The organism is Pannonibacter sp. Q-1 (genome assembly GCF_054073275.1).
In genome coordinates this window covers 88,273-110,412 of sequence record NZ_JBSXNB010000003.1, presented here as the reverse complement: position 1 = coordinate 110,412, position 22,140 = coordinate 88,273, and the positions used below count along the sequence as shown (strand labels likewise).

The following is a 22,140-nucleotide window of genomic DNA, read 5'->3' as shown; positions in this document are numbered from 1 at the left end:
AAATGTTCTATCTTCTCGGTGAACTGTCCGGCCAGGTTTCTGCGCTGAACGTCTTCAAGTACATCACGTTCCGCACGGGCGGTGCCATCATGACGGCGCTGTTCTTCGTGTTCCTGTTCGGGCCGCGCATCATTGCCGGCCTCCGCCTGCGTCAGGGCAAGGGCCAGCCGATCCGTGAAGACGGGCCGCAGAGCCACCTTCTGACCAAGAAGGGCACGCCGACCATGGGCGGGCTGATGATCCTGTCCGGCCTCATCGTCTCCACCCTGCTGTGGGCGGATCTGCGCAATCCCTATGTCTGGATCGTGCTGTGGGTCACCGTCGGCTTCGGCGCCATCGGCTTTTATGATGACTATCTGAAGGTGACGAAAGCCACCCACAAGGGCTTCAGCGGCAAGGCGCGTCTCGGCATCGAGTTCCTGATTGCCGGTCTGGCGGCGCTGGCGGTGACCATGCTGGACAAGGGCACCTTCGCCACCTCCATCTCCTTCCCCTTCGTGAAGGACCTGCTGCTTAATCTGGGCATCTTCTTCATTCCCTTCGCCGCCTTCGTCATCGTCGGCGCAGGCAATGCGGTGAACCTGACGGACGGGCTCGATGGGCTGGCCATCGTGCCGGTGATGATCGCTTCGGCCACTTTCGCCCTCATCGCCTATCTGTCGGGTAACGCAGTCTTTGCCGAGTATCTGCAGATCCACCACGTGCCCGGCACGGGCGAACTTGCCGTCATTTGCGGCGCCGTGATCGGCGCCGGGCTTGGCTTCCTCTGGTTCAACGCGCCTCCGGCCGCCATCTTCATGGGCGACACGGGCTCGCTCTCCCTTGGCGGCATGATCGGTGCGATTGCGGTCGTCACCAAGCATGAGATCGTGCTGGCCATCGTTGGCGGGCTGTTCGTGCTGGAGGCAGTGTCCGTCATCGTGCAGGTGGCCTCCTTCAAGCTGACCGGCAAGCGTGTGTTCCGCATGGCGCCGATCCATCATCATTTCGAGCAGCTGGGCTGGACCGAGTCCCAGGTGGTGATCCGCTTCTGGATCATCGCCGTGGTTCTCGCCCTTGTCGGCCTTGCCACCCTGAAGCTGAGGTGAGGCGGTCATGATCCCGGTCACCTGCTTCAAGGGAAAAAAGGTAGCGCTCTTCGGGCTTGGCGGCTCGGGCCTTTCCAGTGCGCTGGCGCTGAAGGAAGGCGGGGCGCATGTCATCGTCTGGGACGATGCGCCTGCGCGCAATGATCTTGCCCGTTCCAAAGGTCTTGAGGCCCGCGATCTGGCCGAACTCGACTGGAAGGGTCTGTCGGCGCTGGTGTTGTCACCCGGTGTGCCGCTGACCCATCCCGAGCCGCACTGGACGGTGGAGCTCGCGCGTGAGGCGGGTGTCGAGGTCATCGGCGACATCGAGCTGTTTTCGCGCGAACGGGCGCTCGTGTGCCCGGACGCCCCTGTCATCTGCATCACCGGCACCAATGGCAAGTCCACCACAACGGCACTGACCACGCATCTGCTGAAGTCGCTGGGCCGCGACGTGCAGATGGGCGGCAACATCGGCACGCCGGTGTTCGACCTCGCCCCTCTGGCGCCGCACCGGCATTATGTCATCGAGTGCTCGTCCTATCAGATCGATCTTGCTCCCGGTCTCGCCCCGACGGCCGGCATTCACATGAACCTGTCGCCGGATCATCTCGACCGGCACGGGACCATGGAGAACTATGCCGGCATCAAGGAGCGGCTCGTTGCTGCGGCCCGCACCGCCATCGTCGGCGTGGATGACGAAATGAGTGCTGCCATCGCGGACCGGCTGGAAGCTGCCGGGCACGATGTGCGCCGCATTTCCGGCCATCAGACGCAGACCCATGGCGTCTTTGCCCGTGATGGCCTGCTGATCTGCGCGGACAAGGGCGTAGAGACGGTGATTGCCGATCTGTCGCGCGCACCGTCGCTTCGCGGCCAGCACAATGCCCAGAACGCGGCGGCGGCCTGTGCTGCACTGCTGGCGCTTGGCGTGGCACCGCAGGAGCTCGCCGCAGGGCTCGAGAGCTTCCCCGGCCTCAAGCACCGGATGCAGATCATCGCCCGCCATGAGGGCACGCTGTTCATCAATGACAGCAAGGCGACCAACGCGGATGCCACGGCCTGGGCGCTGGCGAGCTATCCCCGGCTTTACTGGATCTCGGGCGGCAAGCCGAAGTCGGGCGGCATTGAGCCGCTGGGCGAGTTCTTCCCGCGCATTGTCCGGGCCTATCTGATCGGCGAGGCGGCCGAGGAGTTTGCCCGCACGCTGGACGGCAAGGTGCCCTACGAGATCAGCGGCACGCTGGACGTGGCGGTGCAGCGGGCGGCGGCGGATGCGGCGCTCGATCCGCAGGCCGAGAAGGTGATCATGCTGTCCCCGGCCTGTGCCTCGTTTGACCAGTATCCGAATTTTGAAGTGCGTGGTGATGCGTTTGCCGAAAGCGTCCGGGCCCTGTTGGCGGTGCCGGAAAAGACGGAGGATGCCTGATGGTTTCTCGCGCTGATCGTGGTGTGCTGGCCGAGTGGCTGTGGACGGTTGACCACATCCTTCTCGCGCTTTTCGTCCTGCTCATGATCGGCGGCGTCGTGCTGTCCTTTGCGGCCAGTCCCCCGGTGGCCGAGCGCATCGGTGTGGAGAGCTATTACTTCGTCAAGCGGCAGGCCATGTTCCTGCCGCTGGCGGTCGTCGTGCTGTTCGGCGTCTCGCTGATGTCGCCGCGGATGGTGCGCCGGGGGGCTTTGCTGCTCTTTTGCGTGTCGCTTGCGCTTCTGGTTGCGACACTCTTCGTCGGCGCCGAAGTGAAGGGTGCCCGCCGCTGGATCAACATTGCCGGTTTCTCGGTGCAGCCCTCCGAATTCCTCAAGCCTGCCTTCGTCGTGCTGGTCGCCTTCCTGCTGTCGGAAAGCGGCCGCCGCCGCGAAGTGCCGGGCATGGTTCTGTCCGCCCTGCTTTTCGCCATGTGCGCGGCGCTGCTGGTGGCGCAGCCCGACTTCGGCCAGACCATGCTGATCGGCCTCGTCTGGGGCGGTTTGTTCTTCATGAACGGCCTGCCGTGGATCGCCATCATCGGATTGGGCGGCGTGGGCGTTGCCGGTCTTGCCTCGGCCTATTTCCTGCTGCCGCACGTGACCACGCGTGTGAACAGGTTCCTCGATCCCGATTCCGGCGACACCTATCAGATCGACCGTGCCCGTGAGGCTTTCCTCTCGGGCGGTTGGTTCGGCAAGGGGCCGGGAGAGGGCATCGTCAAGCGCGGGCTGCCGGACAGCCACACCGACTTCATCTTTGCCGTGGTGGCCGAGGAATTCGGCATCATCGTCTGCATGCTGCTGGTGGCGCTTTTCGCCTTCATCATCCTGCGGGGCCTGCGCAATGCGGGCCGGGACCAGGATGCCTTCTCGCGGCTGGCGACGGCCGGACTGACGCTGATGTTCGGCCTGCAGGCGACCATCAATCTGATGGTGAACCTCAACCTCATGCCTGCCAAGGGCATGACGCTGCCTTTCATTTCCTACGGCGGTTCCTCGCTGCTTTCGACGGCGCTGACGGCGGGCTTCATTCTGGCCCTGTCGCGCCGCAAGCCGCGGCCGCTGCACAGCGACAGCGTGACGGTGGCCCGCGTGCCGCCGTCACAGCTCATTCAGCCGGGTATTCAATGAGCAAGACCATTCTCCTGACGGCCGGTGGCACCGGTGGTCACCTGTTCCCTGCCGAAGCGCTGGCGCATGAACTGGTGCGCCGGGGCTGGATCGTCGATCTGGCGACGGACGAGCGCGCCGACCGCTACGGCACCAGCTTTCCGGCCCGGGAGGTGCATATCATCGCCTCCGAAACCCTGCGCTCGAAGTCGCCCGTTGCCCTGCTCAAGACGGTTCTGAGCCTTGCCCGCGGCACGCTGCAGGCCCGCCGTGTCATCCGGCAGATCAAGCCTGCCGTTGTCGTCGGCTTTGGCGGCTATCCCACCTTTCCGCCGATGATGGCTGCGCGGCTGACGGGCGTGCCGTCGATCCTGCATGAGGCCAATGCCGTGATGGGCCGGGCCAACCGGATGCTGGCCAAGGGCGTCACCCGTGTCGCCACCAGCCTGACGCTGGTCAATCCCGATGCAGCGCTCGCCCCGAAGATCCGTGAGACCGGCAATCCGGTGCGCCCGCCGGTGGTGCAAGCCGCCAGCGTGCCCTATGCGGTGCCACAGGCAGGCGGCGCGTTTCAGCTGCTGGTGTTCGGCGGCTCTCAAGGCGCACGCTTCTTCTCCGACGTGATGCCGGAAGCGGTGAAGCTTCTGTCCCCGGAACACCGCGCCCGGCTCAGGCTGGTGCAGCAGTGCCGCCCGGAAGACATGGACCGGGTGAAGAGCGCCTTCGAAGCGCTTGGGCTTTCGGCGGAGCTTGCGTCCTTCTTCCGCGACATGCCGGCGAGGATTGCCGCTTCGCACCTTGTCATCTGCCGTTCCGGCGCGTCCTCCGTCAGCGAGTTATCCGTCATCGGCCGCCCGTCGATCCTCGTGCCGCTGCCCAATGCGCTGGATCAGGACCAGAGCAACAATGCCCGCGTGCTGGAAGCCGTAGGCGGGGCCTGGCCTGTGGCGCAGAAGGACCTGACGCCGCAGCGCCTTGCCGCAGAACTCACCCGGCTCATGGATGAGCCATCCACCCTTCAAGCCGCCGCCGCCGCCGCGCGCGGGCAGGGCAAGCCCGATGCGGTTGCCCGCCTTGCCGATCTGGTGGAAGAGACTGCTGGCGCAAACAGAACAGACAAAGGAGACCGCGCATGAAGATGCCGCGTGAATTGGGGCCGGTGCATTTCGTCGGCATCGGGGGCATCGGGATGAGCGGCATTGCCGAAGTGCTGCACACGCTCGGCTACACCGTTCAGGGCTCGGACATGTCCGAGAGCGCCAATGTGCTGCGCCTGCGCGAGAAGGGCATTCCGGTCTTCATCGGCCACAAGGCGGAAAACCTTGGCGGTGCTGAAGTTCTGGTCGTCTCCTCCGCGATCAAGCGCGACAATCCGGAGCTGATTGCCGCCCGTGAGAAGCTGATCCCGGTGGTCCGCCGTGCCGAAATGCTGGCCGAGCTGATGCGCTTCAAGCAGGCCATTGCCATCGGCGGCACCCACGGCAAAACGACGACCACCTCGCTGGTGGCGGCGCTGCTGGAGGCGGGCGGCATGGACCCGACCGTGATCAACGGCGGCATCATCAACGCCTATGGCACCAACGCCCGCATGGGCGATGGCGAATGGATGGTGGTGGAAGCGGACGAAAGCGACGGCACCTTCGTCAAGCTGCCCGCAGATATCGCCATCGTCACCAACATCGACCCGGAGCATCTCGACCATTACGGCGACTTTGCCGGCGTGCGCGCGGCCTTCCGCCACTTCGTCGAGAACGTGCCCTTCTATGGCTTTGCCGTGATGTGCCTCGACCACCCGGAAGTGCAGACGCTCGTCGGCCAGATCGAGGACAAGCGCATCGTCACCTATGGTGCCAATCCTCAGGCGGATGTGCGCTTTGCCGATGTGTCGATGGCCGGCGGAAAGTCGAGCTTCCGCGTGATCCTGCAGAACCGGAGATCCGGCACGAGCGAGGTCATGGACAATCTGGTGCTGCCCATGCCGGGGCTGCACAATGTCTCCAACGCAACGGCTGCCATTGCGGTGGCGAACCGTCTGGGCATTTCCGCCGATGCCATCCGCAAGGGGCTGGCCGGGTTCGGCGGCGTCAAGCGCCGCTTCACCCACACGGGAACCTGGAACGGCGCCGAGTTTTTCGATGACTATGGCCACCACCCGGTGGAAATCCGCGCCGTGCTGAAGGCCGCGCGGGAATCGGCGAAGGGCAGGGTGATCGCCGTGGTGCAGCCGCACCGCTACTCCCGCCTCGCCAGTCTGTTCGAGGACTTTTCCACCTGCTTCAACGATGCGGACACGGTGATCGTCGCTCCGGTCTATGCGGCCGGTGAGCAGCCCATCGCAGGCATCGACCGTGACAGTCTCGTCTCCAACCTCAAGACCCACGGCCACCGCTCCGCCATCGCGCTGGAGGGGCCGGAGGCTCTCGCCGGTGTCATTGCGGGCCTTGCCAAGCCGGGTGACTACGTTGTCTGTCTCGGTGCCGGCAACATCACCCAGTGGGCGCATGCGCTGCCGGGCCAGTTGGAAGCCCTTGGCAAGGGAGAGGGGGCGTGAGCTTTCCCGATCTTCTGGCAAGCCCCGGCTCCCGGTTCGAGGGCCTGCGCGGCAAGCTGACGGCCAATCAGCCGCTGTCCGCCGTCACCTGGCTGCGGGCAGGCGGCCCGGCGCAGCTCTTGTTCCAGCCCGCAGACGAAGAGGATCTGGCGCAGTTCCTGTCCGTGCTGCCGGAAGAAATCCCGGTGCTTGCGATCGGCCTCGGCTCCAACCTGCTGGTGCGGGACGGGGGCATTGAAGGCGTGGTGATCCGTCTTGGCGCACGCGGCTTTGGTGCTGTGGAGGTGCTGGACGGCGGGCGCATCCGTGCGGGCGCTGCTGTGCCGGACAAGCGGCTGGCGGAAGCCGCTGCAGATGCCGGTATCGGTGGCTTTGCCTTCTACACTGGCATTCCCGGCGGCATCGGCGGTGCGCTGCGCATGAATGCCGGCGCCCATGGCAGCGAGACCTGCAACCGTCTGGTGGAAGTGACGGCCATTGACCGCAAGGGCGCGCGCCATGTGCTGACCAACGCGGACATGGGCTACAGCTACCGCCACAGTTCAGCTGCTCCCGGCTTCATCTTCACCAGCGCGGTCTTTGAAGGCCCGGTCGAGGACGAGGCGAAGATCCGGGCGGAGATGGCCGAGGTCGTGGCCCACCGCGAACGCGCCCAGCCGATCCGCGAGAAGACCGGCGGTTCCACCTTCAAGAACCCTCCGGGCAACTCTGCCTGGAAGGTGATCGACGCTGCCGGATGCCGCGGGCTGACCGTGGGCGGGGCGCAGATGTCGGAAATGCACTGCAATTTCATGATCAACACCGGCACCGCGACCGGCCACGATCTGGAGCTTCTGGGCGAAACCGTCCGCCGCCGCGTGCGCGAGCATTCGGGTGTGGAGCTTGAGTGGGAAATCAAGCGTCTCGGGCAGTTTCTCCCCGGTGAGGAAATCAGCCCGTTCCTGGATTGAGGGTGGGCGGATAGAGGCGAAGCCCAACGCATACTCGGTGTTGTCCCGGCTGAAGCGAAGCTGGGATCCGGGAACCACTCGCTTGCAGAGCGCGAGGGTGAGACGCAATGCAAGGGCTTGCGCAGAATCTCGCTCCCGCATGGCCATCCGCACGCAGTTCATGTTCCGGCCAGGATTTCCACAGCCTCAGACCCTGCCGCTGTTGCTTTTGAATCACACTGTGCAGGCAACAAGGTGTTAATGCATTCCTTAACGGCTTGGTTAACGTTTCCTTACCAATTTGGGCAGCATCTTAAGGGCTCACATTTGTTTGAGTGAGTCGGTGGAAATGACGGGTAAGCATGTCGCGGTACTGATGGGCGGGTGGGCGCATGAGAGGCCGGTGAGCCTTTCGTCCGGCAATGCCTGCGCCGATGCGCTGGAAGCGCGCGGCTTCAGGGTGTCGCGCGTCGATGTTGACCGTTCCATCGCAGCCCGTCTGGCCGAACTGAAGCCGGATGTGGCCTTCAATGCTCTGCATGGCCCCTTCGGCGAGGATGGCTGCATCCAGGGCCTGCTCGAGATCCTGAACATCCCCTACACGCATTCCGGCGTGATGGCCTCTGCCCTTGCCATGAACAAGGTGAAGGCCAAGGCCGTGATGGCGGCGCATGGGGTGCCTGTCACGGAGCATCTGATCATCAACCGGCGGGACGTGGGTCATGAGCATCCGATGCGCCCGCCCTATGTGATCAAGCCGATTAACGAAGGCTCCAGCTTTGGTGTGCTCATCGTTAAGGAAGATCAGCCGCATCCGCCGCAGGAGCTGACGCGCGATGACTGGCCATATCCGGACACAATGATGTGCGAGACCTACATTCCTGGCCGCGAGCTGACCTGCGCGGTGATGGGAGATGAGGCGCTTGGAGTTATCGACATTGTGCCAAAAGGGCACGGTTTCTACGATTTTGAAGCGAAATATGCGGAAGGTGGCTCTGTTCACATCCTTCCTGCGAAACTTTCACCCTTTATTTACCAAGAAGTACAGAAACTTACCTTAACAGCGCATCGTGCGCTCGGCTGCCGGGGTGTTTCGCGGGCGGATTTCCGCTTCGATGAGCGTGCGGATGGCTCGGGTACCCTGATCTGCCTGGAAGTTAACACTCAACCTGGAATGACCCCAACCTCGCTGGTTCCTGAGCTTGCCGCCTACGCTGGCCGTGATTTCGGGGATCTCGTCACCTGGATGGTGGAGGACGCAAGTTGCTCTCGCTGAGGCGCAAAGGCAGTATGGTCAGTGCTTATCCGCTGGAAGCGGAGCTGGCGCCGCGCGGGCGTGGTGTCCCGCGGCTGCGGCGCCGTCCTGTCTGGCGGCAGGCGGGCTGGCTTGCTGATCTGCCCCGCTGGACCGGCACCGTATCTGCCGTGGCCTTCCTGGCTGCCACCATCACGTATGGTGTCATTCTGGGCGGTCATGGGCGCATGGTGGCGCAGTCTCTCATCAGCGCGGCCGGCCTGGGTGTCGAGGCGGTGAAGCTGTCCGGGCAGCGTGAAGTGGCCGAATATCAGATCCTCGATGCTCTTGCGCTGGAAGAGGGTGATTCGCTGGTGCTCTTCGATGCGGATGCTGCGCGCGAGCGCCTGAAGCAGAACCCCTGGGTCAAGTCCGCCTCGGTCATGAAGCTTTACCCGAACACGGTGAAGGTCACGATTGACGAGTGGGTGCCCTATGCTCTCTGGCAGCGCGGCAATACCGTGTCCATCGTGACCGAGCAGGGCGAAGTGATCACCGACGATGTGGATGGGCGCTATGCCAATCTGTTGCTCGTGGTGAACTACGGGGCTCAGACCCGCGCAGGTGAAATCCTCAAGGCGCTTGAGAGCGAGCCGGAACTGCGCCCGCGTGTGCGCGCCGCTTATCTCATCGGTCAGCGCCGCTGGGATCTCATGCTCGAGAACGGCATCACCATCCGCCTGCCGGAAGAAGATCCGGCCAAGGCGCTTGCTGCCCTTGTGAAGATGGACAAGGAAAGCGCCATTCTGGCCCGAGACATTGCGGCCATCGATCTGCGCCTGCCCGACCGCGTGGTGGTGCGCCTGACGGATGAGGCCGCGCAGCGCCGCCGCGACGCGCTGGATGGAAACAAGAAAGTTGCAAGAGGGGGTGCCAACACATGAGCCGCACCGGTTCCACCCTCTATCTGCCGCGCATGCGCCCCCTTCCGGGGCGCCGCGCCGTTGTCATGTCCGTGCTTGATGTTGGCTCCACCAAGATCTGCTGCCTCATCGCCAAGCTGACCCCGCGTGCCGAAGGTTCCGTTCTGGCCGGCCGGTCCCATGCCATCGAGGTTCTGGGCTACGGCTACCAGCGCTCGCGCGGGATCAAGTCCGGCGTGGTGGTGGACATGGATGCAGCCGAGCAGGCGATCCGCCTGGCCGTGGATGCAGCCGAGCGCATGGCCGGCGTGACGGTGGAATCCGTCATTGCCAACGTCAGCTGCGGCCGTCTGCAGAGCGAGATCTTCAGCGCCACCGTGCCGCTGGCCGGTGATGCGGTGAGCGAAGCCGATATCCAGCGCGTTCTCGTGGCCGGGTCCTCGCATACGGTGATGGAAGGCCGGGCGGTCAATCACGCGCTGCCGATCTCCTATTCGCTGGACGGCAACCGTGGCATCCGTGATCCGCGCGGCATGCTGGGCATGAAGCTGGGCGTCGACATGCAGGTCGTCACCACGGAAGTGCCGCCGGTCCGCAATCTAGAGCTTTGCATCAACCGTGGCCACCTGCATGTGGAGACGCTGGTGGCGACGCCTTACGCAAGCGGCCTGTCCACCATCGTGGATGACGAAGCCGAACTGGGCGTTGCCTGCGTCGATATGGGCGGCGGCACCACGACCCTGTCCGTCTTCGTCGAGGGGCAGATGGTGCATCTGGATGCCATTGCCGTTGGCGGCCAGCACGTGACGACTGACATTGCGCGGGCCTTTGCCATGCGCCTTTCGGACGCCGAGCGTCTGAAGACCCTTCACGGTTCGGCCCTGCCGACCAGCGTGGATGACCGTGAGATGCTCACGATCCCGCCGGTGGAAGGTGACCTGCCGCATCAGATCCCGCGCTCGGCCCTTATCCGGGTCGTGCGTCCGCGGGTAGAGGAAATCCTGGAGCTGGTCCGTGACCGGCTGACGGCCTCCGGCTTTGCCGGGCGCGTCGGCAAGCAGATCGTCCTCACGGGCGGGGCGAGCCAGCTGACGGGATTGAGTGAAGTTGCGCGCCGGGTGATCGGCCGCAATGTCCGGCTTGGACGGCCACTCGGGGTGGCCGGACTGCCGGATGCAGCCAAGGGGCCGGCATTCGCCGCCTCGGTCGGGTTGCTGATTTATCCGCAGGTCTCCCAGATCGAACAGTTTCAACCGAAACACAGGCGGTCTGGATGGGGCGGCAGCACGGGTTACCTGGCCCGTGTCGGCCAGTGGATCAGGGACAGCTTCTGACGCGGCATCCGCGTCAGGGGAAACTGCCGGAAACGGCGAACTTCAAAGGGAAGAATGCGGAGCCCCCGAGAACCGGGTGCTCCTTTAGGGTCGCGAGGATAGAATGACCATCAACCTGAAGATGCCCGACATTCAGGAGCTGAAGCCGCGGATCACGGTTTTCGGCGTCGGCGGCGCGGGCGGAAACGCCGTCAATAACATGATCACGGCCGGCCTGCAGGGCTGCGACTTTGTCGTAGCCAACACGGATGCGCAGGCTCTTGCCATGAACCACGCAGAACGCCTGATCCAGATGGGCGTGGCTGTGACCGAAGGCCTCGGCGCCGGCTCCCAGCCGGAAGTCGGCAGCGCTGCTGCCGAAGAGGTCATCGACGAAATCAATGACCACCTGTCCGGCTCGCACATGGTGTTCATTACCGCCGGCATGGGCGGTGGCACCGGTACGGGCGCTGCCCCCGTCATTGCCCGGGCGGCTCGCGCCCAGGGTATACTGACGGTAGGTGTGGTGACCAAACCGTTCCAGTTCGAAGGTGCGCGCCGCATGCGCATCGCCGAAGCCGGCATCCAGGAACTGCAGCGCAATGTCGATACTCTGATCGTCATTCCGAACCAGAACCTGTTCCGCATCGCCAATGCCCAGACCACCTTCGCCGACGCTTTCGCGATGGCTGACCAGGTGCTCTATTCGGGCGTGGCCTGCATCACCGACCTGATGGTCAAGGAAGGTCTCATCAACCTCGACTTTGCCGACGTGCGCTCGATCATGCGCGGCATGGGCAAGGCGATGATGGGCACCGGCGAGGCATCGGGCGAGAACCGCGCCCAGCAGGCAGCCGAAGCGGCCATTGCCAATCCGCTGCTCGACGAGACCTCGATGAAGGGCGCAAAGGGCCTGCTCATCTCGATCACGGGCGGTAACGATCTGACCCTGTTCGAGGTTGATGAAGCAGCCACCCGCATCCGCGAGGAAGTGGACGCTGACGCCAACATCATCCTGGGTGCAACCTTCGATGAAAGCATGGATGGCATCATCCGCGTTTCCGTCGTCGCCACCGGCATCGACAAGGAACTGCTGATGGGAAACGGTGAATTCGATGCCATTCCGGCACCGAAGACCGAGCCTGTCGCCCGTCCGGTCATCAACACCGCTCCGCGTCAGCCCGAGCGTCCCGTTGAGCGTCCGGCCGTGACCAGCTTCCAGCAGGATGCAGCTTCCCGCGCTCTGGCCAGCCTTGAGCGTGAACTGGCGATCAACGAGCCGGCTCCGTCCGCTCAGGTGAGCGAGGCTGTGGAAGCCAAATCCTTTCGTCCCGCAGCCGAAGCCGTAATCCCCGCTCCGGTCCAGGCCGAAATGCCGGCAGCTCCGCTGCAGCCGATGGTTCAGCAGCCGGTCCAGGCCGCGGTTCCGTTCGAGACCCCGGCGGCCGAACAGCCGATGGCTGCCCCGCGCATGCCGCGCGTGGAAGACTTCCCGCCGATCGCCCAGCGTGAGCTGATGGCCCGTCAGCCGCAGCGCCCCGAAGCTGTTGCCCCGGCGGCTCACGCTCCCGCGCCGCAGCCAATGGCAGCGCCCGCGCTCGACATGGAAGAGCATGGCGATGACCGCCGTCCGATGGGTCTGCTGCGCCGTCTGGCCAGCGGTCTGTCCCGCCGCGAAGATCATGAAGAGCATGCCGCGCATGAGGCTGCTCCCGTCATGACCCCGCGTGCTCCGGCTGCCGCTCCCCAGCCGCAGATGCGTCCGGCTCCGCGCATGCCGCAGATGGCTCCCGCCCAGCAGGGCCGCCCGGCCGGTGCTGCCGGTCAGCTCGACATGCAGGGCCGCGCTCCGGCGCGTCCGCAGGTGCACAGCGAGGAAGACCAGCTCGAGATTCCGGCGTTCCTGCGCCGTCAGTCGAACTGAGTCTCCCCTGACCCTTCTTCCCTTGGACGGCCTGACACGGAATGTGTCAGGCCGTTTCCTTGTGTCTGGAGGGTTCCGTAGCGAATTCAATATGTTGATGCCGTAATTCGCGTTACAAACCGTAATAAAGCTTTATTTCGGACTTGGCCTCTCCGGGGCTATTGTGCTGCCAGTTCCAGAAGCGTTAACGCACGGTAGCTAAAGTCATTTCAGTTTTCGGAATGACACTCCGACCGTGGCACCGGCATAGGCAGACCCGAATGACCAACCGTCTTGATTTCCAGACCACTGTGGCGGATCAGGTGACACTGACAGGCATTGGCGTCCATTCGGGCACGCCGGCCTCGGTGACCCTTCTGCCCGCAGATGCTGGAACGGGCATCGTCTTCCACCGCACGGACGTGAGCGACGATCTGCAGACGGACATTCCGGGCCGCTGGGATCATGTGACGGCGACGGCGCTTTGCACCGTGATGGCTGATCCTGCCCGCAATGGCGTGTCCACGGTCGAGCATCTGATGGCTGCCCTGCGCGGCCTCGGCGTTGACAATGTCATCGTCGAAATGGACGGCCCGGAAATGCCGATCATGGACGGCAGCGCGGCCGCCTTCGTGGAAGCCATCGACCAGGTGGGCCTGAAGCGCCTCGACCGCGGCCGCCGCTATCTGCGAATCAAGAAGCCGGTCCGCTTTGAGCAGAATGGCGCCTGGTGCGAGCTTCTGCCCTATTCCGGCACCCGTTTCGAGGTGACCATCGAATTCGAGACGCCGCTGATCGGCCGTCAGACCTTTGCCAGCGACATGACCCCGGATGTGTTCCGCAAGGAAGTGTCGCGCGCCCGCACCTTCGGGCAGGTCAAGGAAGTCGAGAAGCTGTGGGCGATGGGCTTTGCCCGTGGGTCGTCGCTGGAGAATTCCGTCGCCGTTGCCGACGGCCGGGTGCTGAACCCGGAAGGCACCCGCTGGGCTGACGAATTCGTCCGTCACAAGACGCTGGATGCGGTTGGTGATCTGGCACTGGCCGGGCTGCCGATTCTCGGCCTCTACCGCTCCTACAAGGCCGGTCACCGCATGAATGTGGCTATTCTGGCTGAACTGTTCAGCAAGACCGGGCAGGATGTGTTCGAAATTGTCGAGGCTCCGGCTTGGCGCGAACATGGCAATGTCGAGCGTTCCGGCCTGGCGGCTGCGGCCTTCGGCCCTGAGGTTTCCTGAGTTTTTTGCACAAGTCATTCGAGTGAGGGCGCCCGAGAGGCGCCCGCTCTTTGTCTACGGTCACAAAAAAGCTCAAAAAAGACGACACACGGCGTGACGAATGCCGTCCGGTTCCGCTAAAAGCCTTAGCGTGGAACGTGTTTGGTAACCGGACTGTGGCCCCTGGGCAGGGGGCTCATGCATAACTCGGGCAAGGAGTGGTGAGGCGTGCTGCGAAACATGGCAACAGAGGCTGGCAAGCGTTCCGGCAGAAAGACTGCCCTTCTTGGCTCGATCATGCTGGTATGTGCACTGACCCTGTCGGCTTGCGCATCCAAGGACGATGACGACCTGGCGCTGGACGATACCCCGGCCGAAGTGCTGTTCAACGAGGGCCTTGCGTTGCGCAATGCAGGCCGCCTGAGCGATGCCGGCAAGAAGTTTTCCGAGGTCGACAAGACCTACCCCTATTCCGAGTACGCCCGGAAGTCGCTGATCAACCTTGCCTACATCAATTTCTCGCTGGGCCGCTACGCCGAGACGATCAATGCAGCCGACCGCTTCATCACGCTCTATCCGGGCAGTGAAGATGCGGCCTATGCGCTGTATCTGAAGGGCCAGTCCTATCAGCGCCAGATCCCGGACATCACCCGCGACCAGAAGATCACCGAGCAGGCGGCACAGACCTTCAGCGAACTGATCCAGCGCTATCCCAACAGCGAGTACACGCCGGACGCCAAGGCCAAGCTGCTGATGGCGGAAGATCAGCTGGCGGGCAAGGAAATGCAGGTTGGCCGCTACTATCTGGAGCGGCGCAACTACATCGCGGCGATCAACCGCTTCAAGACGGTTGTGATCAATTATCAGACCACCCGCCACGTCGAGGAAGCCCTCTTCCGTCTGACCGAAGGCTATTACGCGCTGGGTGTGGTGAACGAGGCGCAGACCGCTGCGGCCATCCTCGGTCACAATTATCCTGACAGCCAGTGGTACAAGGACGCTTTCTCGCTGTTGCAGAAGGGCGGATATGAGCCCTCCGAGAACAAGTCGAGCTGGATCAGCCGCGCCTTCCAGGGGGTGAGTGTGTTCTGATCCGGATTCCGGGTCATCAGGGCGGGGCAATTTTACATGCTGGCGACGCTGTCCATTCGCGATATCGTCCTCATCGACCGGCTCGACATCGAGTTTTCCGGCGGCATGACTGTGCTGACCGGTGAAACCGGTGCGGGCAAGTCCATCCTTCTCGACGCGCTGACCCTTGCCCTTGGCGGGCGGGGCGATGCCGGGCTTGTGCGCCACGGCGAGGCGCAGGGGCAGGTGGTCGCCGTCTTCGATGTTGCGGGCGCCCATCCCGTTCGCGCTTTGCTGCGCGAAAACGACGTGCCCGACGATGGCGATGTCATCCTGCGCCGCATCCAGACGGCCGATGGCCGCAGCCGGGCCTTCATCAACGACCAGCCCGTCAGCGTCGGTTTGCTCCGGCAGGCGGGGCAGATGCTGGTCGAGGTGCATGGCCAGCATGACGAGCGGGCGCTCGTGGATCCCGAAAGCCACCGCCTGCTGCTGGATGCCTTTGGCGTGCTGCAGGGCGAACTGACGGCGGTGGAAGCGGCCTTTTCAGCCTATCGCAAGGCGGAGAAGGCACTGCGCGACCACAAGGCCCGCATTGAGGCTGCCCGCCGCGAAGCCGATTTTCTGCGCTCCGCCGTCGATGAGTTGAAGACCCTCGACCCGAAGCAGGGCGAGGAAGAGGCGCTGGCGCTGCGCCGGGCCGAGATGATGCAGGTGGAAAAGATCGCCACCGATCTCAACGAGGCTTATGAAACGCTGAACGGCGGCGCGTCGCCAATCCCGGAATTGTCCAGTCTGCTGCGCCGTCTGGAGCGCAAGGCCGATCAGGCACCGAAGCTGCTCTCAAGCCCGGTGGCGGCGCTGGCAACGGCTCTCGACAACCTCGAGGAAGCCCGTTCGGGTCTCGAAGCTGCCATCCGCGAGACGGATTTTGATCCGCGCGAACTGGAATCTGCCGAGGAGCGGCTGTTTGCCCTGCGCGCTGCGGCCCGCAAGTTCTCCGTTCAGGTGGATGAGTTGCCGGCCCTGCGCCAGAAAATGGTGGCAGACCTCAATGATCTGGATGCAGGCGAAGAGAAGCTGGACGCGCTGGCGGCGGCCGCTGAAACGGCGCGCAAGGCCTTTGATGGCCTCGCGGCAAATCTTTCCGCCCGCCGTGCCACGGCGGCCCGTGCGCTGGAGGCAGCTGTTGCTGCCGAGCTTCCGGCCCTGAAGCTGGAGCGGGCGCGCTTCATCGTCGAGATGACCAGTGACCCGGAGAACCGGTCGGCAAGCGGCGTCGATACGGTGGAATTCTGGGTGCAGACCAACCCCGGCACGCGCCCCGGCCCGATGATGAAGGTTGCCTCAGGCGGCGAACTGTCCCGCTTTCTGCTGGCGCTCAAGGTGTCCCTGGCGGACAGCGGTTCCGTTCCGGCGCTGGTGTTCGACGAGATTGATACGGGCGTGGGCGGTGCCGTTGCCGAGGCGATTGGCCTGCGTCTGGCGCGGCTTGCCCGCTCCGTACAGGTGCTGACGGTGACGCATGCGCCGCAAGTGGCGGCCCGCGCCAATGGTCATTTCCTGATTTCGAAGGAAGCGGTCGCCGAGGACCGGGTGGCGACCCGCATCACCCCGATTGATGATGCGCACCGGCGTGAGGAAATCGCCCGGATGCTGGCTGGCAGCGTCATCACCGATGAAGCCCGTGCGGCGGCTGAAAAGCTCATGGCCCACGCTCCGGGCTGAGTTGGGGGGCTTGCGTGGAGCGTGGGCCATGACGGTCAGGTGCGGGGGGATTTCACCTGACTTGGAGTGTCTTGTCTCTGCCTTGTACGGGGATTACTCCCGCGTCGTCGGCGTTGTCATCGGGCCTTCCTGAGGCTTGGGCAGCTCGATCTTGCCATCACCCACATTCGGGATATTCAGCTCGATCACGGCCTTGTCCTGCTTGGCGAAACCGCCTTCCGCCGCATAAAGCGCGACGCCGACCAGAGCCACGGCGAGGGCGCCTGCCACAAACCAACCTGCATTGCTACCGGGACGAAGCTTTGCTGAATTGTTGTCTGCGGGCATCTTGGCCTCTCCTTCTTCTGGCTTTAATACCAAGGCGCTGCGATGCTGACGCATCCGGCCTTCAGACCACTCAGACCCCCGTGGGGCTTGGCTGGTCTGTTCGGGAGAAGAACTCGGCAGCCCTGCTTCCGGTTCCGTCCCGGCTCTGATTTTTTTGCGGTCCTGCGGCTGAGGCCGGACCGCTGCATTGCGGATGACAGCCATGACCGGGACTGACAGCTCCAACGCCAACACCGCCGTCGAGGCCCTGACGCTCGAGCAGGCCGCAGCCGAATTGCAGCGGCTTGCCGGTGAGATCGCCTTCCACGATGCGCGCTATCACGGCGAGGATGCGCCGGTCATTTCCGATGCGGATTATGATGCCCTGCGCCAGCGCAACGCCGCCATTGAGGCCCGCTTTCCGGAGCTGATGCGCTCGGACAGCCCGTCCGAACGGGTGGGGGCTGCGCCGGCCGATGGCTTCGGCAAGGTCACCCATGCGGTGCCGATGCTTTCCCTCGACAATGCCTTTGCCGATGAGGATGTGCGCGATTTCGTCGGCCGCGTCCGCCGCTTCCTGAAGTTCGATCCGCTGATGGGCGAGCTTACTGTCACGGCCGAACCGAAGATTGACGGGCTGTCCCTGTCGCTGCGCTACGAGAAGGGCGTCCTCGTCAGCGCCGCCACCCGTGGTGATGGCTCGGTGGGTGAGAACGTGACCGCCAATGCCCGCACCATCGCCGATATCCCGCATGAACTGCCTGCCGGTGTGCCGGAGGTGGTGGAGGTGCGCGGCGAAGTCTACATGTCCCATGCCGACTTTGCGGCGCTGAATGCGCGCATGGCCGGCAACGGCGGCAAGGTCTTCGCCAATCCGCGCAATGCGGCGGCCGGCTCGCTGCGCCAGCTCAACCCGGAGATCACCGCCTCGCGCCCCTTGCGCTTCTTTGCCTATGCCTGGGGGCAGATGAGCGAGGTGCCCTGTGACACTCAGTTTGACATGGTGCGCCGTTTCGGCGACTGGGGCTTTGCCATCAACCCGCGCATGGTCCGCTGCTCCAGCGTCGAGGAGCTTCTGGCCGTCTATCACGGCATTGAGGAAGACCGCGCCAGCCTTGGCTATGACATTGACGGGGTCGTCTACAAGGTGGACCGGCTGGACCTGCAGCAGCGGCTCGGCTTCGTCTCCCGCTCGCCCCGCTGGGCGATTGCGCATAAGTTCCCGGCCGAGAAGGCCTATACGATCCTGCGGGATATCGAGATCCAGGTCGGCCGCACCGGCGCCCTGACGCCGGTCGCCAAGCTTGAGCCGGTGACGGTGGGCGGTGTGGTCGTCTCCAACGCAACGCTGCACAACGAGGATTACATCAAGGGCATCGGCACCGATGGCGAGCCGATCCGCGGCGGCGTGGACCTGCGCATCGGTGACACGGTGCAGATCCAGCGCGCGGGCGACGTGATCCCGCAGGTGATTGCGGTGGATCTGGAGCGCCGCCCGGCGGATGCCGTGCCCTTTGCTTTCCCGGACGTATGCCCCGCCTGCGGCAGCCACGCGGTGCGGGAGATCAATGCGAAGACCGGCCGCCCGGATGCCGTGCGCCGCTGTACCGGCGGCCTCATCTGTCCGGCGCAGGCTTCCGAAAAGCTGAAGCACTTCGTCTCCCGCAACGCCTTTGACATCGAGGGGCTTGGCGACAAGCAGGTCGACGCCTTCTTCGCCGAAGGGCTGGTGCGCAGCCCGGCGGAGATCTTCACGCTGGAAGCGCGTGACAAGCAGGCGCTGACCAAGCTGCGCAACCGCGAAGGCTGGGGCGCCGTATCAGCGAAGAACCTGTTCGAGGCGATCAACGCCCGCCGCCGCATTGATCTCAACCGCTTCATCTTCGCGCTCGGCATCCGTCATGTGGGCGAGGGCAACGCCAAGCTTCTCGCCCGCGCCTATGGCTCCTTCTCCGCCTTCTCCGCTGCCATGGAAGCTGCGCAGGACCGCAGCAGCGAAGCCTGGGCCGAACTCAACGCCATCGACGGCATCGGCGAAACCGTGGCCGAGGCGGTGGTGCAGTTCTTCGGGGAAGACCATAACCGGGAGGCACTTGCCGCACTTCTGGCCGAAGTGACGCCGCAGGACGCCGAGAAGATCAGCGCCGATGGCTCGCCGGTTGCGGGCAAGACCGTCGTCTTCACCGGCTCCTTGGAGCGCATGACCCGCGACGAGGCAAAAGCCATGGCCGAACGGCTGGGCGCCAAGGTGGCCGGCTCTGTCTCGAAAAAGACCGATCTCGTGGTGGCCGGCCCCGGCGCCGGCTCCAAGCTCAAGACGGCCCAGGATCTGGGCATTGAGGTGATCACGGAAGACGGCTGGTTCGATCTGGTTGGCGGGTGAGTGAGATCATCGAAGGCCCAAGCTTCGCGCCAGCGGCATTTACTCCACGTGCCATCCAGTTCTGTTCTCTGGGGCGGAGCTGCGTCGGCCCTTCTGTGTCAAATTTTGCTCGAAAGTGATGGACCTGCGGCTTAGCTGGTTGGCCTGCTATTTCTTCAGCTTCCACCCGGCCGTTCCAGTGCTACCCGGCCACTCGACAGGCCAAGCATGTCGATAGGCCTCAATCCTGTGGCCTGCCGGATGGTCAGAGACCGGTTGGGCGATGCAGGCGCTAGTGCGGTACTGTTTTCGAAGCCTTGCTGCACGGCCTTGTTCTTGATGCCGCGTGCCCATAACTCTGCGAAGGCGCGGCTGGCAAGGTCTGGCTGGTCAAAGGTGAGAGCATTTGTGGCCAGCGTGTCGAGGGCACGGGTTTGCCAGTTTGGATTATGCGCCACTGCCGCTGACAGTGTCGCGGCCCGTAAAGCCGCCGAAGCGGTGCTGTCGAACTCGTTCAGTTGCAGTTGTTGCGCCATGCGCGCTTGACCAGCCAACGCCAGTGAATAGTCGTGGAGACTGACTGCAAAGCTGTCGGAACCATATCCAGTCAGCCGACGTGAATCTAGTTGGGCAATTGCCAGGTTTGGCGTTCCGGCGGGTACATTGAGGCTAGACATAGTGTCTTCCAGCAGCGTTAAGTACTCAACCGGTGTGCCCGCTCCGTCGGAGGCCAGCCAGCCGGTGGTTGAATCTGTGGATGCTTTGGCACGGCCGATCGATGCGAAAAGCGCCTTCTGTCCGGTTGGCCTGCTGGCGATCGCAGCCACCTGGGCGCTAGCGGCTTCAGCGGCTACGGTAAAATAGGCTGATGCTTCGGCTATCTCTCCACTCTGCTCCAGGATCTGTGCCTGACGTAGTGCTTGTTGCACAGTCATCGCCGGGGACAGGTTGGTGTACTTGATGCGGACGCGATGATTCAGTAGCGGCAATGCGTGCTGGGTGATCATTCTTTCGCTGACTGCATAGTAGAGCGGACAGTCAATTAGTTCCGCCGGGATCTCCAGCAGCCTGCCCGTGCGATCCAGTTCAGCGATGAAGTTTACCAGAGCTATGTTAGTGATGCGATTGGAGCGTGGGCGTGCGTCGAGCATTAGGGTCAGGCTGCTGCGGCGCTGCTCCAAGCTTTGCTCGGCGAAGGCGGTCGTATCGAGCCTGTCATCGCCGGGGGGCGGCTGCAGGGCGAACAGATGCTCGAGATAGAGCTGCAGAGGATGGAACAGCGCGAAGTTGTGTCCTTGCGCTCCCATGACAATGCCGTAGACGATACCTTTGTCATCAAAGACCGGAGCTCCACTATCGCCTTCGCGCACTTCACCAGCGAGCCGGTACAAGGGAGCTGGCGAATGGGGATCGAAATTTTGTGGCACAGCAGAAGCTCGTGGTGTCAAGTCCTGCGAATTCGACAGGCCATAGCCGTAGAATCTGAAACCAGTGCTGCGGCCCGGCCGCTCGAATGCCAGTTCGAACGGCGTGATGCTAGTAACTGGTGTCGGATCGATGAGTTGCAGAACTGCAAAGTCCTCATGCAAGGGGTGAAGTTGGCCCTGCGGTGCTTCTGTCATGACTTTGGCAAGGACACGGAGCGGCAGCGGGTCTCTGGCCAGCATAGGATTGCGCCCGGCAAGCGGGGCACGGCCGTTGGCTGACATCTCTCCGGCTTCAATCACCTCGACTACATGGGCGGCAGTGAGGTAAATTCCACGTTTATTGTCGATTAGGAAGGCTGTGCCATGGCCTGTGCCATTACTGGTGCCGTTCTCCACTCTCAGCAAGGCATGGGCAAGATCCCGCCATTCACTTTGGCCCAGTTGCGGATGGCCGAAGTCTAATCCTAGTTCTGTGCCACAGGCTGGCTGGGCCTTCACTGCTACAGGTTGGCAGAAAAATGCGAGTGTCAGGAAGAAGGTTGCGGCTAGAGCGAACCGGTGCCGCAGGTCAGTCTTTGCACAATGGTCGCAGTTCGGCTTTAAACTGGTGGTAACATTCATGGTTGCCCTCCATGCATGCTGCGGTTGTTGCCCGTTACCGTCAGTGCAGGCCTGTCGATGCGGTTCCTTTGCTCAGCAGCGATCAACGCAGAAGACCAGATCGATCTCCTGAATGTTACTGGAGGCAACTTTGCCCGCCAGATCGACAGTAACGGGTAAGAACACTAGGCCACCGCTTGCGCCTGCCTCTGCCTTGACGACGAATTTTACCTTGGTTTGCAGTTCTTTCAGGTGCAGGGGCGGCGTGGCGTTGCGCGCACCAAGGCTTGCGGTGTAGCCGGCGAGAATTGCCTCAGCGAGGCCGTCAGAGGTTGAGGACACCTTTGTGGTGTCGCCATCGCCGGGTGGTGCAAGCACCAGCTTCAGGGTCTGTACAGCCTCGCTGGCAACAGAACTGCCGAAAGAGACGACGACGAGCTTGATCTTGCCACTTGCTTCACTTTGCAGGCTGGTTTGCAACTGCAAGGTTGCTTGTTTCAGCTTCAGTGTGCCGTCGGTGTCACGCTTCACCCGGATCAGTGTATCGCGAGTATCGGCTAGCAGTCGATTTAGGACGACGCCAGTCTGTTCCTGCGCATGCAGAACACCTGTTGGCACTGTTGCGAGAGCCATAGCAAGACAAATGGCCATCCGAAAGGCTCTGAATTTTTGCATGGGCTTCCTCCATGCCGGTTAGAGTGCCAATCTTCCGTAAAGTTATCAGAATTTAATTGTGGTACATAATTTTTGCAACCTTTTGATTGCAAGGTGACCAAATATCTGATGCAGCAGGCTTTTATGACTTTTGAGGAACAGAACGTTCCTCTGCCGCCTTGATTCCGGCTACGCAAGACTGCAGCGTCTCGATAAGATTTGTTGCAATCCAAGCGTAAGACGGCCCAGCATTTCGGCGGCCTTGGAAGGGCGACAGG

General features: G+C 63.3%; 17 protein-coding genes. 14 read left to right on the top strand and 3 right to left on the bottom strand.

What is annotated here, in order from left to right:
- Nucleotides 1-2 precede the first annotated feature (2 nt).
- The 13 genes from mraY to recN all read left to right on the top strand — a co-directional run bounded on the left by mraY (nt 3) and on the right by recN (nt 16,513).
- On the top strand, nt 3-1,088 hold the full coding sequence (gene mraY / locus ACVNHC_RS08465; protein ID WP_094463243.1) for a phospho-N-acetylmuramoyl-pentapeptide-transferase: 1,086 nt from the start codon (nt 3-5) through the stop codon (nt 1,086-1,088).
- 7 nt (nt 1,089-1,095) lie between these two features.
- Entirely contained in the window at nt 1,096-2,496 is a 1,401-nt protein-coding gene (murD, locus tag ACVNHC_RS08460; RefSeq protein ID WP_457166980.1) for a UDP-N-acetylmuramoyl-L-alanine--D-glutamate ligase, read from the top strand.
- On the top strand, nt 2,496-3,668 hold the full coding sequence (ftsW, locus tag ACVNHC_RS08455; RefSeq protein WP_050474243.1) for a putative lipid II flippase FtsW: 1,173 nt from the start codon (nt 2,496-2,498) through the stop codon (nt 3,666-3,668). Before murD ends, ftsW begins: the two co-directional genes overlap by 1 nt.
- Nucleotides 3,665-4,783, top strand: a complete 1,119-nt coding sequence (gene murG, locus ACVNHC_RS08450; RefSeq protein WP_457166979.1) for an undecaprenyldiphospho-muramoylpentapeptide beta-N-acetylglucosaminyltransferase — start codon at nt 3,665-3,667, stop codon at nt 4,781-4,783. Before ftsW ends, murG begins: the two co-directional genes overlap by 4 nt.
- Nucleotides 4,780-6,198 carry a UDP-N-acetylmuramate--L-alanine ligase gene (gene murC / locus ACVNHC_RS08445; protein ID WP_122520478.1) on the top strand — a complete coding sequence of 473 codons (1,419 nt, stop codon included), beginning with the start codon at nt 4,780-4,782 and terminating at the stop codon, nt 6,196-6,198. The genes murG and murC overlap by 4 nt, the downstream gene beginning before the upstream one ends.
- Nucleotides 6,195-7,148 (top strand): UDP-N-acetylmuramate dehydrogenase, encoded by a 954-nt coding sequence (murB, locus tag ACVNHC_RS08440; RefSeq protein WP_457166978.1) that lies wholly within the window; start codon nt 6,195-6,197, stop codon nt 7,146-7,148. The genes murC and murB overlap by 4 nt, the downstream gene beginning before the upstream one ends.
- A gap of 328 nt (nt 7,149-7,476) precedes the next feature.
- The gene (locus tag ACVNHC_RS08435; protein WP_457166977.1) at nt 7,477-8,403 is read left to right on the top strand and encodes a D-alanine--D-alanine ligase; all 927 of its coding nucleotides are present in this window, start codon (nt 7,477-7,479) and stop codon (nt 8,401-8,403) included.
- A 14-nt stretch (nt 8,404-8,417) separates the two neighbouring features.
- The gene (locus ACVNHC_RS08430; RefSeq protein ID WP_457166976.1) at nt 8,418-9,305 is read left to right on the top strand and encodes a cell division protein FtsQ/DivIB; all 888 of its coding nucleotides are present in this window, start codon (nt 8,418-8,420) and stop codon (nt 9,303-9,305) included.
- Entirely contained in the window at nt 9,302-10,618 is a 1,317-nt protein-coding gene (gene ftsA, locus ACVNHC_RS08425; RefSeq protein WP_019964127.1) for a cell division protein FtsA, read from the top strand. The genes ACVNHC_RS08430 and ftsA overlap by 4 nt, the downstream gene beginning before the upstream one ends.
- Before the next feature lie 103 nt (nt 10,619-10,721).
- Nucleotides 10,722-12,521 (top strand): cell division protein FtsZ, encoded by a 1,800-nt coding sequence (ftsZ, locus tag ACVNHC_RS08420; RefSeq protein ID WP_457166975.1) that lies wholly within the window; start codon nt 10,722-10,724, stop codon nt 12,519-12,521.
- A 260-nt stretch (nt 12,522-12,781) separates the two neighbouring features.
- Complete coding sequence (lpxC, locus tag ACVNHC_RS08415; protein ID WP_457166974.1) at nt 12,782-13,735, top strand: UDP-3-O-acyl-N-acetylglucosamine deacetylase; 954 nt, start codon at nt 12,782-12,784, stop codon at nt 13,733-13,735.
- A 219-nt stretch (nt 13,736-13,954) separates the two neighbouring features.
- Entirely contained in the window at nt 13,955-14,806 is an 852-nt protein-coding gene (locus tag ACVNHC_RS08410) for an outer membrane protein assembly factor BamD (RefSeq protein ID WP_094463249.1), read from the top strand.
- Nucleotides 14,807-14,842: 36 nt separating this feature from the next.
- Nucleotides 14,843-16,513 carry a DNA repair protein RecN gene (gene recN / locus ACVNHC_RS08405; protein ID WP_457166973.1) on the top strand — a complete coding sequence of 557 codons (1,671 nt, stop codon included), beginning with the start codon at nt 14,843-14,845 and terminating at the stop codon, nt 16,511-16,513.
- A gap of 93 nt (nt 16,514-16,606) precedes the next feature.
- Here recN and ACVNHC_RS08400 read toward each other — a convergent pair whose 3' ends face one another.
- On the bottom strand, nt 16,607-16,840 hold the full coding sequence (locus ACVNHC_RS08400) for a hypothetical protein (protein WP_050474234.1): 234 nt from the start codon (nt 16,838-16,840) through the stop codon (nt 16,607-16,609).
- Nucleotides 16,841-17,042: 202 nt separating this feature from the next.
- Between ACVNHC_RS08400 and ligA the strand changes: the two genes are divergently transcribed.
- On the top strand, nt 17,043-19,202 hold the full coding sequence (ligA, locus tag ACVNHC_RS08395; RefSeq protein ID WP_457166972.1) for an NAD-dependent DNA ligase LigA: 2,160 nt from the start codon (nt 17,043-17,045) through the stop codon (nt 19,200-19,202).
- Nucleotides 19,203-19,357: 155 nt separating this feature from the next.
- Here the strand turns inward: ligA and ACVNHC_RS08390 are convergent, their stop codons facing one another.
- Nucleotides 19,358-21,229 carry a S1 family peptidase gene (locus ACVNHC_RS08390; RefSeq protein WP_457166971.1) on the bottom strand — a complete coding sequence of 624 codons (1,872 nt, stop codon included), beginning with the start codon at nt 21,227-21,229 and terminating at the stop codon, nt 19,358-19,360.
- Between the two features lie 72 nt (nt 21,230-21,301).
- Complete coding sequence (locus ACVNHC_RS08385; protein WP_058899353.1) at nt 21,302-21,883, bottom strand: trypco2 family protein; 582 nt, start codon at nt 21,881-21,883, stop codon at nt 21,302-21,304.
- Nucleotides 21,884-22,140: the final 257 nt, after the last annotated feature.